The sequence below is a fragment of the Massilia sp. W12 genome, from assembly GCF_037300705.1.
Taxonomy (GTDB): domain Bacteria; phylum Pseudomonadota; class Gammaproteobacteria; order Burkholderiales; family Burkholderiaceae_D; genus JACPVY01.
The window spans coordinates 5,050,484-5,062,417 of record NZ_CP147776.1 but is presented as its reverse complement, the minus strand read 5'-3'; the positions used below and the strand labels follow the sequence as shown (position 1 = coordinate 5,062,417).

Genomic DNA, 11,934 nt, shown 5'->3' with positions numbered 1-11,934 from the left:
GCGCCGCCGCTTCTTCGCCGCGCCCCGGCCCGGCCAGTGCGCCAGACCCGCTCCGAGTTCCCTTCCAGAAATTTCTTGACATATTATGTCATTGCGCTACACTTTGACATATTATGTCGTACCGCAAACGACAGATCCACAACTAGACGAGGGGAAAAATGGTTGAAATGAATGAACCGGGCCAAGCTTCCGGGCAGCTATCCGGTTTGGAACAGGCCCTGGGCCAACGATTAGGCGCAACGTCGTTTTCTGTCTCCAAGTTGCCCGCCGCTGATGCGCAAACCGTCCCGGTGTTGCGCATCAGCATTGAAAACCGTGAAGAATTACCGGTTTTTGTCACGGTGTCGCCAAGCCAGATTTTGTGCATTTGCTATCTGTGGCGCGAAGCTGAAATCAATCCTGCGCGGCGCAGTGAAATGCACGAGGCGATGCTGGATTTGAATGTGGCGATTCCGCTCTCTCACTTTGGCCGCATCGGCCAGCATTATGTGATTTTCGGCGCCCTGGCGACAGACGCCAGGGTGGAGGATGTGGCGCATGATGTGGTGATGCTGGCCGACAATGCCTTGGAAGCATTGGACGTGTTCGCTGAATATTTACTGAGTGTTTAAAAATCTGCACTAATTAAGGAGGGCTATATCATGGCTATCTTTTCAAAAATTCTGACGATGCTGCGGGGCGATTTACGCGAAATGGGACAAAGCGTGGTCGATCAAAACGCCACCACCATTTACGAACAGGAAATTGTCGAGGCCAAGGCGCATGTCGCCAAAGCCAGGCAGGACTTAACCGCGCTGATGGCCAAACAAATGCAAAGTGCGCGCGAAATCGAGCGCTTGCAAAAAGAAATCGCCAACTATGAAGACAAGGCTTTGCAAGCTTTGCAGAAAAATGAAGCCGCGCTGGCCGAGGAGGTGGCGAATAAAATCGCCAACCTGGAAACCGCACTGGCGGAAGAAAACGCCGCACACCAATCTTTTGACGGGCAATTGCAGCGCTTAAAGGGCTTGATTGTGAATGCTGAAACCAGTTTGCGCGAGCATGAGCGGCAATTGGCGATGGCCAAAACCACCGAGAGCGTGTACCGCGCCACCAGCATGATTGAGGACAGCATGGGCAGCAGCGGCTCGAAATTGCTGAACGCCAAAGAATCCATGGAGCGTATCAAGCAACGTCAGCAAGATCATGCCGACCGCATGCAAGCGCGCGCGCAGCTCGATAGCGAACTGAGTGATCGCGCCCTGGATGCCAAACTGGCGGCAGCCGGCATCGGCGAATTGCAAGACAAAAAAGCCGAGGTGATGGCCAGACTGAAGGCGAAAGCTGCGCCAGCCGGGCCGGATTTAGCGAAAGTGGATTGAGATGGTCAAAACATCTTCACGCTGGAGCAGCTCGGATGATGCGATACGCGCGGTGCAAGTGGCATTCGACGTTGAGATGCAGGTGATTGAGGCGGTGCGTTATGCGGCCTGGGAGAACCAGCTTTCTCCCTCCGATCAAATCCGCAAAATCCTCAATCTGCCCTGCCTTGGCAAACCGGTGCGGCCACGCCTCACCGTGAGTTTGAGCGAAGCCGATTATGCTTTGCTGGCGCAGCGCTTTGGCATAACATTAACGGACAAACGGGCCGTCAAAGAAGCTTTGCATCAAGCCTTGATTGCGTTTGCAGAGCTGCACCCCGCACCCGCTAAATTGGGTGCGGGCCTGTCTCACACGACTACAGAGGAGTGACGGATGACGCTCTGGCAATTGCTCGGCAGTTTTCCCACCATCATACCGGGCATCTTTTTGGCGATTTTGCTGGTGTACTGGTTGTTTTCCATCATCGGCTTGGTCGATCTGGGGGACAACCTGGAACTCGATAGCGGCGATGGCGCAGCTGATGTGCATCTGCATACTGATGCCCATGCCGAAAGCACGGATTTGCACTCGCTGGCCTCATATCTGGTGGCGCTCGGCCTGGGCGGCGTGCCCTTGTCCATCGTCCTGACCCTGCTGGTGTTTTTCACCTGGTTGCTGAGTGCGCTGATTCATAAATATCTGCTGCAGATGTTGGGCAGTGATGTGCTGCGTTATCTTGCCGGCGCGATGGTTTTATTGCTCAGCGCGGCCTGTTCGATCCGTTTGTCTGCGCTGGCCATCAAACCGCTGCGCCCATTGTTTGTCAAACACCATGCGCGCAGCAATCACAGCCTGACCGGCTTGAGCTGCATGATCACCACGCTGTCGGTGGATGAAAAGTTTGGCCGTGCTGAAGTCAAAGATACGGGAGTCAATCTGAATATCCGGGTGTGGGCAAAAACCCCCAATCATTTACGAAAAAAATCCATTGCTGTCATTTTGTCCTATGACGAAACAAAGCAGCGCTACGAAGTGGCGGCGCTGGATAAAGACAGTTCCAATTAATTCATTTGTGCAAGAGAAGCTTGCGGTTCATCAGTTATACCGATTAACAAAGCCAGGAAGGAAAAATATGGACATTTTATTGTTGTCAGCCGGGATTGGAACCCTGGTCTTGTTTGGTATGTTGGCCATGTTCGCCAAGTTCTATCACAAGGTGCAGCAAGGTCATGCGTTGATCATCAACACCCTGCGTTCCCAGCCCGATGTGACGTTCACCGGCGGCATGGTGTACCCGATTATTCACAAAGCGGAATACATGGAAATTTCGCTCAAGACCATCGAAATTGACCGCGAAGGCAAGGATGGCTTGATTTGCCGCGACAATATCCGCGCCGACATCAAGGTGACATTCTTCATTCAAGTCAATAAGACCGCTGAAGACGTGTTGCGTGTGGCGCAGGCGGTTGGCTGCGAGCGCGCATCGCATCAAGACACGCTGGAAAATCTGTTTTCCGCCAAGTTTGCCGAAGCCTTGAAGAGCGTGGGCAAAAGCATGGACTTTATTGATTTATACCAATCGCGCGAAAAATTCCGCGATGAAATCATCCGCCAGATTGGTGACGATTTATCCGGTTATGTGCTGGAAGATGCGGCCATCGATTACCTCGAACAAACCCCGCTGGACAAGCTCGATCCGAGCAATATTCTCGATTCCCAGGGGATTAAAAAGATTACCGAATTAACTGCAGTCGAGCATATCCGCACCAATGAAGTGACGCGCGATGAAGAAATGCGGATCAAGAAAAAAGATGTCGAAACGCGCGAAGCGATTTTGGAACTGGAGCGCCAGCAAGCGGATGCCGAATCACGCCAAAACCGCGAAGTCAGCTCAGTAAGAGCGCGCGAGCAGGCGGAAACCATGAAAATTCAAGCGGAGGAGCACGCCAAAGCTGAACTGGCGCGCCTGCAAGCGGAACAACAGGTGATGGTGCAGCAGGAAAACACCACGCGGGAAAAAGAAGTGGCGGAAAACAATCGCAAACGGGCGGTGGCGATTGAAGAAGAACGTGTGATCCGGGCGCGCCAGCTGGAAATCGTCGAGCGCGAAAAAGAAGTGGCGCTGCAAGTGATTGAAAAAGAAAAAGTGGTGGAAATTCAGAAAAAAGCGATTGCCGATGTGATCCGCGAGCGCATTGTGGTTGAGCGCACGGTCGCAGAGCAAGAGGAAGCGATTAAAGAAGTGCGGGTGGTGGCCGAGGCCGACCGCAATAAAAAAGCGCTGGTGATCGCCGCCGAAGCCAAGGGACAGGAAAAAATGGTGTTGGCGGTGACTGAGGCTGAAGGCGAGGAGCGCAGCGCGAAACACAAAGCGGCGCAGGAATTGACCCTGGCCGACGCCCAGTTGAAGGTGGCGGAAAAAGCCGCCGAAGCCAAAAAACGCGAAGCCGAAGGAGCCGAAGCACAATTGGCGGCAGAAGGCCTGGCGGAAGCCAGAGTCAAAATCGCCAGCTCGGAAGCGATTTTGCGGCAAGGCGCTGCGCAGGCAGAAGCATCCCGCCTGCAAATGGAAGCGCAAGCCAAGGGCACGCAACAAATTGGCCAGGCGCAAGCCCAGGTCATGATTGCCGAAGCCGAAGCCAAAGCCAAACAAGGCGCGGCAGAGGCCGAAGCGCTGCGCCTGAAGTTGCAAGCGCAGGCGCAAGGCAATGAACAATTGGGCCTGGCCGAAGCCGCCGTGAAAACCGCAGATGCGGCAGCGATGATCAAACATGGCGATGCGCAGGCGCATGTGATCCAAACCCGTTTTGCTGCTGAATCGGTCGGTCTGCGGCAAAAATTTGAAGCCATGTCCGGCATGAGCAGCGAAACCCGCGCCCATGAAGAATTCCGCATGCAATTGGAAGCCAGCAATCAGCAAATCGTCAAAGGCATCGAAGCGCAAATCTCGGTGGCGCAAGATCAAGCCGAGTTGCTGGGTAAAGCGCTGGCCAACGCCAAGATTGATATCGTGGGCGGCGAAGGCGACTATTTTGAGCGCTTCGTCAACGCGCTGGCGCTCGGTAAAGGCATTGATGGCGCGATTGAAAAGAGCAAAACCTTGCAACTGGGTTTGAAAGACCATTTAAGCGGCGAGCGCGACATGCTCAACGATGTGCGCAGTTTGCTGGCGGCCCTGGGCGGCTCGGCGGGCGAATTGCAAAACCTGTCGATGACGGCCTTTTTGAACAAAATCAGCAAAGAAGGCTCGGCAGAGCAGAAAGCCGCCTTGCAAAATCTGTTGACCAAGTTCAACAGCGGCAATTAAGGCGGGTGGCCAGGCTGGGGGGCAGGCTGCAAACGCCCCTGGCCCGTAATGATGTCCCGCCAGCCGCATGCCTGGCGGCATATCATCGCGCACAGTGCAGCTTTGTCCAATCTTCACCACGGAATAGCCAGACATGAGTCTTCCTGAAACCGGCGCTGCGCAAGACGCCAGCCTCGCCCAAGCTGAGGCCGAACGCGCGACCGTGCATTCCAGCAGTTTCGATTTATTGCGCCAACGTCTGGCGCAACAAGCTGAAGCCTTATTACAAAAGGCCGCAAGCCTGAATCAGGCGCGTATCGATGAATTTGGCCGGGATGACACCAGGCTGCTGGCGCGCACCCGCGCACGCACGGAAAACAATTGCGTGGCGCGTGATTTGGTATTGGTCGGCGATGTTTTACTGTTCGGCTACAACGTGTTCATTGGCTTGCGCAAGGAAACCAAGGTTGCCGATGTGTTTGCCCTGTACCATTTGCAACAGGCCGGCGACAGCGATCAATTCGAGTTGCAAGCGCTGCCGATAGAGGGCAGCTTCCTGGCAGACCCGCGCTTTGTCGCCGAATTCACCGAGTTGTACAGCTATTACCGCAATACGCAACTGGTGCAATTGCGTGTGCATCAGGGCAAATTGCTGGCCGCATTTCAAATTGGCGAACGCGCCAGCGACTTGCGTGTGTTCCGCTGGCAACTGGCCGATGCCGGCCAGCCCGCTTACATCGACAATCGCGGCGAACGCGATATCGCCCTGCCGCCCAGCCATGACTTTGAATGGCACAAAACCACCCGTGAGCAACACGTCATTGGCAAACACAGCCATATCAATATTCTCGACACCCTGTTTGTCGAGACCATCGATGGCGATTTGACGATCAAGATTGAAAACAATACCGAATCCGGCTTGGGGATTTACAGCGAGCCGGTGACAGACCGCAACCAGTCTTTGAACGATGCGGAAATCGCCTACGCGAGTGTGGGCGAATTGATTCTGTTGCGCATCAAACCCTATCGCGAGCAGGAAAATCGCTATTTAATCTTTAACCGCCGCCTGCAACAGGTGAGCAGGATAGATGCAATTGGGCAATCTTGCGTGCAATTGCCCGAGGATCATGGCATCGTCTTTCCTGTCGGTTATGCCTTGCAAAGCGGTGAAAGCCGGACATTTACCGAGATGCCCGCCGGCTTGCAGTTCAAGCGCCGCGTGCTGTCGGCGAACGGCGAAGATGTGCTGTATGTGTTTTATGGCGTGCAGGAAGGCATCTATGTCTTGCTGAGCTATAACCTGATCAATAAAACACTGTCCCAACCCATGATCGCGCATGGCTATGCGCGTTTTCCGGATGGCCGCATCTTGCTGTTTACTGCGGAAAACCAGGAGCCGACCCGTAACCACCCGATGCAGCTCTGGCAAACGCCGTTTCAGAGCGAAGAGCACGCCGCCAAACAAGTCCCTAAGCAGAGCTTTTTAGGGAAAATCGGCAATCGCGAACTGGTGCGCGCCATCTCTGAAATGTATTCGATCTGCAAGTTGGTGCATGAGCAAGACGCCAGCGGCAAAGACAAATTGCCAACGCGCTTTATGTTTGAAAGCTTGATCAAGCAATGCCGCCGCACCGTGGATGCCTATCACTGGCTCAATGAAGACGCGGCCCATCAGCCTGGCCAGGAAATGGGTTTGATCATTGAGGTGGCCAACAGCACAATTGATGAGTTTGACAAAGTCGCCGCAGTACAACGCCAGGCGCAACAGCAGTTGCAACAGACCGCCAGCACGCAGCGCCAGTTATTGAGCGAGATCGCCAGCCGCCTTTGGCAATCGCCGACCGATTTTGTCGAAGCCCTGGCCGCCTTGCGCCTCGAACGTGGCCGCTTAGCCAGTATGCAAGAGCAACGTTACATCGACCTTGTCAAATTGGCGGAGTTGGACCGGGCATTGCAGGAAGAAGAAAGCCGCGTCGCTGAGCGCACCGTGCAATTTTTAAGCCAGGAACAGGCATTTGCCAAAATTTCTGCGGAATTGGCCAGACATCGGCTGGAATTGCCTAAATTGCACACCTCGGCACAGCTGCAAACGGTGCAAACCACACTCGAAGCCACCGCCCTGAATTTGAATGGCCTGACTGAATTACTGGCCAGTCTGGCGGTCAGCGACGCCAGTCTGCGCACCCGGATTTTGCAGAGCATCTCCAGCATTTTTGCCGATGTGAATAAGCTGCGCGCAGAAGTCCGCCAGCGTCATCAGCAATTCAGCAAGGACGAAGCGGCGGGCGAATTTGCGGCGCAGTTCAATTTGTTCGCGCAGGCAGTGGAAAGCGCACTGGAGCAAGCCGATACGCCGGAGCGCTGCGAGGAATTGCTGACCCGTTTGCTGAGTCAATTGGAAGAGCAGGAAGGGCGCTTTGCCGAGCAAGCCGAATTCCTGGCCGAAATCGCCGCCAAGCGTGAAACCGTATATGTCACGTTTGAGGCCAGAAAACAGAGTCTGCAAGCCCAGCGCGCGCAGCGTGTGCAAGCCATTACCGACGCCGCGCAACGCGTCTTGCACAGCATTCCGAAACGCTTGCAGCAATTTACTGAAGCGGCGCAACTGGAAGCGTACTTTGCCGCCGATGCCCTGGTGGCAAAACTCAAAAGCAGTATTCAAGATTTGCGCAAACTGGGCAGCAACGTCAGCGCCGATGATCTGGCCGGGCAGCTGAAAAATCTGCGCGAACAGGGGCAGCGCGCTTTGCGCGACCGCACCGAATTAGTCAGCGGCAATACGATACGCCTGGGGCGCCACGCCTTCACCGTCAACAGCCAGCCCTTAGACCTGAATATGGTCTTGCACAAGCAGCAGATGTGCTATCACTTGACCGGCACCGATTATTTTTTCCCGGTCGATGAACCGCGCCTGCAAGCGCTGGAAGCGTATTGGCAGCAACAAAGCCTGGCCGAGAGCGCGCAAGTGTATCGCGCCGAATATCTGGCCTGGCAAGTCGTACTGGCGGCGCAGGAAGGGCGTGAAGGCTGGACTTGGCAATTGCTGCAAGACGGAGTGCGAGAGGTGGATGGCGCGCAGTTACTGATGCAAGTACGGCAATTTGCCGCGCCACGCTATCAGGAAGGCTATCAAAAAGGGCTGCATGACCACGATGCAGTGCAAATTCTGCGCAGCCTGGCGCCGATGCTGGATAGCGCCGGTTTGCTGCGCTACGACGCCGGCGCACGCGCGCTTGCCCTGCTGTATTGGCAACACCTTGCCACACAACTGGCGCCGCAAGTCGCAGCGCAAACGCTGTGTCTCCAGGCGCAGCAAGCAGAACTGATGCGGCGCCAGTTTGGCAATCGCGCCTTGCTGCAGCAATTGACAAAAACCCAGCAAGCCAATCTGGCGCAATTTGTGCAACAACAGGGCTTGGATCAGAGCGATATTTTCGCCGGCTCGGATCTGTCCCTGACGCTGGAGCAGGCCGCCAGTTATTTATTGGCGGAACTGGGCCAGCATCCGGGCAGCGGCAATTTCAAAGCTGAACACAAATGGGTGTTGAGCCGCAGCGCCGCCGATTTGATGCAAAATTTATTGCAGCATTTCAGCCGCCATCAAATCAGCTTGCCGTGGCAGGCGGCCGAGCTCAGTCTGGCCGAACGCTGGCAGCTTGCCTGCGCCTGGCTGGCCAGCCTGACAGCGCAAGGCGGCGCGGCATCGCACAGTGCGACGCAAGACAGCGTGTTGCCGGAAGCGGCAGCAGCCTTACTCTGTCCCTTACCGCGCGACATACTGGCGCTTGAATTGCGTGTGAAAATCAGCAATGTATTGGGCGAACATGCGCGCGTGCAAGAACAAAGTCTGGATTTACATCTGAATGAATTCGTGCGCCGTTTGCAATCTCACTGCCAAGTGCATGTCCCGCATTATCTGCAATTGCAGGCTTTGCGCTTGCAACTCTTGCAAGCAGAAAAAGCGCGTTTGCGGCTTGAACAATTCCAAGCCAAACCGCTCTCCAGTTTTGTGCGCAACCGCTTGATTGATGATGTGTATCTGCCCACCATCGGCGACAATCTGGCCAAGCAAATCGGCGCGGCAGGCGACGCCCGGCGCACCGACTCGATGGGCATGCTGTTACTGATCTCGCCGCCCGGCTACGGCAAAACCACCTTGATGGAATATCTTGCCGACCGCCTGGGCATGATTTTTGTGCGTATCAACTGCCCGGTGTTAGGGCATGAAGTGCGCTCGCTCGATCCGGCGCAAGCCGCCAACAGCGCCGCGCGCATGGAGCTGGAAAAGCTGAATCTGGGTTTGGCCATGGGCAATAATGTGATGCTGTATCTGGATGATATTCAGCATACCAATGCCGAGTTTTTGCAAAAATTCATCGGCTTAGCCGATGGCACCCGCCGTATCGAAGGGATCTGGCGCGGCGCCAGCCATACCTATGATTTGCGCGGCAAGCGCTTTGCGATTGTGATGGCGGGCAATCCTTACACCGAATCGGGCGAGATGTTCCGCATTCCCGACATGCTGGCCAATCGCGCCGATATTTATAATCTGGGCGATATGCTGTCCGGGCATGAAGATGTGTTCGCCATGTCGTATATCGAAAACGCGCTGGTCGCCAATCCGGTATTGCAGGTCTTAAACAACCGCGCGCCGCAGGATGTGCAACTCTTGTTGCGCATGGCGCAAGGCGAGCCGATTGCCGCCAGCCAATTGCAACACGCTTACAGCAGCCAGGAAATCAGCGAAATATGCGCAGTCTTGCAGCGCATGTGCAAGGTGCGCGACGCGGTGCTGGCGGTGAACCAGGCCTACATCGCTTCCGCCGCGCAAGATCCGCAATACCGTACAGAACCAAGCTTCAAGCTGCAAGGCAGTTACCGGAATATGGCCAAGCTGGCCGCCAGGATTTCCGCCTTGATGAGTCCGGCGGAACTCGATCTTTTATTGCGCGACCACTATCGCGGCGAAGCGCAAACCCTGACCACCGGCGCGGAAGAAAATCTGCTGAAACTGGCGCATTTGCTGGGACAGCCAAGCGCACAGGAGCAGGCGCGCTGGCGGGAGTTGTGCAGCGACTTTCTGCGCCTGCGCAAACAAGGCGGGGCCGACGCCGATGGCGCCACCAAAATCGCCAATCTGCTGGGCGACATCAGCGCGCAAATCGAAGCGATGGCGCAGCGTATGCCGGCCAAAATTGACATCAGCGTGCCGGAGCAGCTGATCTTGCAAAAGGCTCTGCTCAAATTGACGGAAAGCTATGAACAAACCCTGCTGCCCATGCTCAGCTCAATGAACCACAAAATGCGCCTCGACCACAGCATCTGGGACAGCGTGCGCGAAATGTCGGCCAATATCAGTGAGTTGGACAAACGGCTGTTGAGCGTACTGCAAGCCGGCAAAAAAAGCGGGGCGCATGAGGTTGGCAAGCACAAGGCAGGGGTGAAGCGGCCTGAGTGAGGTGTGGCTGGGGGGGCGGATTGCATGGAAACAGATACGCCGGGGAGCGCGCTGCAGGCCGCGCGCGCCCCGCGCCCATTGTGCGTCAGAAAAAAGGGACGGCGCCAAGGCATTTACGCTGTCCCCGCACCGGCTCGCGGTTGAAGCCACTCCTGCCGGCCTGAGAGAATTCAAGTGCTTTGATCAATGCGCCAATTCATCTGCCAAGCCCAGCAGGCTTTGCAGCGCGTAGCTGGTGCGCTCACGCTTTCTTTCTTTGTATTCTTTAACGTTAAGCAAAACACGCCAACGGCGTCCCACAATGTTCTCTGGATCAAGCTGCGTCCCTTCTAATTCTGCCTGTCCGGCAATTTGCGCAATGGCTTGTGGCAGCAACTTGCCATCGAGTTTCTCCATCTGCCCCGCATCACAATAGTGCAATTCAAAATCCCGCTTGCCTGGCCTAACGTATAAAACGCCGCACAATTCCTTTGAAAACTCATGAATTTCCAATGCCTGTAAACGCAGATATGCACTTTGTATCGCCTCTCGATTGAACGATGAGTCTTTCTCACCACATACAATCCGCAGAGTTGCCTCCTGCTCATCCAACAATGCAAAGAAACCCCGAAGAGAATTCAGGATGCGCTGATCAAGTGATTCGCTTGCCTGCTCAAATTTCATTGAATCACCCTCAGCTGTTGCGATCAAAAGCTGTGAAATTTCATCCACGACCTCCTTCAGCGGAGTGTCGATAATTTCAGAATTCTCACCCGCCTCTTCCAGAACAAAGCCAATTGACCCGCGCAGGATTTGCGTAACAATCAATTGAGAACGCTCAGTTTGCGGTAACTTCCCTCTTTGTTTGAGCGGCCCCATTTCGACTTCAGCACAGCGGCTTTTGATCAATGTTTGCATCATATTCAAGGCTTGACCTGCGAAATCTGCATGTATCCCGCGAGAGCCCAGAACCGGCCCGCCTCCAAAAAAAAGGCCAAGTTGTGCATGGTGCAATTGATTCTGCTGCATTTTGGATAATTTTTGTTCCAGCTCTTTTTTACGGAAAGAATATTGCATCCAGCCGATAGGGTCCTCATCTTCGGTACGATCAGCCAACAAGGCATTTACTGCCGCCAAATCGGCTGCCAACGCTTCGTATTCAAGCTTATTCAACATAAGCCCCTCCTATGCTGCGCTGTGCGTTGTTGCAGCAAAAGACGCGCCGCGGCATCTTCCTCAGGTGTATTTAAAGAAATCTGCAGAATGCCTTTCCACAGATGCGTTTGTTTTTGGTGAGAGAAAAGCCCTTGTAAGTAGCATGCATCGCTTATCAAAAGCTGAGGCCGAACGCCAAGTTCTATAAAATAAGCATCGCAACCATACTTTGCCCTTGCAGCCCCTGGCTCAAAAAGATATAAGTTTTCGAGAGCAAATTGTTTTTGTTGACTGGCGGTGCCTGGCACCCTTGCAAATGTGGCTAAGTCGATATCGTTTGGCGACCGGTTTTGAGTACGCTCAACATCCTCCACAAAACTGCCATCCAACCATTGCCAGCCTTCAATAATTCCCAGCTTCTGCAAATCTGCCCGATAGTCCAGCAACCCGTGTAAAAGTTGAATCCGCTCTGATGAACAGGCAAATCGTTCGACTAACTCATTGGAACTGCAACGGTAAGGGGATACCCCCTTACGTTCAGCGGAGCTTGCCCCGACAAATGGGGGTAAGACAGAAGAAATGTTAAATTCAGGTATCATAATGAGTGAAAAATGACACAGCCGTAATTCATTATGACAGCTTCAATTGAATCTGCAAAACAACGCAAAAAAATCACCTGCAGTACACTGGCGTACTGAAATCCGCATACCACATC

At 54.4% G+C, this 11,934-nt stretch carries 8 protein-coding genes; 6 read left to right on the top strand and 2 right to left on the bottom strand.

The genetic code is table 11. The features are described from left to right. Nucleotides 1–158 precede the first annotated feature (158 nt). The 6 genes from V8J88_RS20540 to V8J88_RS20515 all read left to right on the top strand — a co-directional run bounded on the left by V8J88_RS20540 (nt 159) and on the right by V8J88_RS20515 (nt 10,085). Nucleotides 159–611: a DUF2170 family protein gene (locus V8J88_RS20540; protein ID WP_338846126.1), complete on the top strand. Its 453-nt coding sequence runs from the start codon at nt 159–161 to the stop codon at nt 609–611. A 30-nt stretch (nt 612–641) separates the two neighbouring features. After that, nucleotides 642–1,361 (top strand): PspA/IM30 family protein, encoded by a 720-nt coding sequence (locus V8J88_RS20535; RefSeq protein ID WP_338846124.1) that lies wholly within the window; start codon nt 642–644, stop codon nt 1,359–1,361. 1 nt (nt 1,362) lies between these two features. Continuing rightward, nucleotides 1,363–1,731 (top strand): hypothetical protein, encoded by a 369-nt coding sequence (locus V8J88_RS20530; RefSeq protein WP_338846122.1) that lies wholly within the window; start codon nt 1,363–1,365, stop codon nt 1,729–1,731. 3 nt (nt 1,732–1,734) lie between these two features. Further along, entirely contained in the window at nt 1,735–2,406 is a 672-nt protein-coding gene (locus tag V8J88_RS20525) for a ubiquinone biosynthesis protein (protein WP_338846121.1), read from the top strand. Nucleotides 2,407–2,473: 67 nt separating this feature from the next. After that, nucleotides 2,474–4,648 (top strand): SPFH domain-containing protein, encoded by a 2,175-nt coding sequence (locus V8J88_RS20520; protein ID WP_338846120.1) that lies wholly within the window; start codon nt 2,474–2,476, stop codon nt 4,646–4,648. A 133-nt stretch (nt 4,649–4,781) separates the two neighbouring features. Continuing rightward, the gene (locus V8J88_RS20515) at nt 4,782–10,085 is read left to right on the top strand and encodes a DNA repair ATPase (RefSeq protein ID WP_338846119.1); all 5,304 of its coding nucleotides are present in this window, start codon (nt 4,782–4,784) and stop codon (nt 10,083–10,085) included. 183 nt (nt 10,086–10,268) lie between these two features. On the opposite strand, the gene V8J88_RS20510 is transcribed toward V8J88_RS20515, so the two are convergent. Both V8J88_RS20510 and V8J88_RS20505 read right to left on the bottom strand, forming a co-directional pair. Continuing rightward, nucleotides 10,269–11,240, bottom strand: coding sequence for a hypothetical protein (locus tag V8J88_RS20510; RefSeq protein ID WP_338846118.1), 972 nt, complete (start codon nt 11,238–11,240; stop codon nt 10,269–10,271). After that, nucleotides 11,234–11,818 carry a hypothetical protein gene (locus V8J88_RS20505; RefSeq protein ID WP_338846117.1) on the bottom strand — a complete coding sequence of 195 codons (585 nt, stop codon included), beginning with the start codon at nt 11,816–11,818 and terminating at the stop codon, nt 11,234–11,236. The genes V8J88_RS20510 and V8J88_RS20505 overlap by 7 nt, the downstream gene beginning before the upstream one ends. Nucleotides 11,819–11,934: the final 116 nt, after the last annotated feature.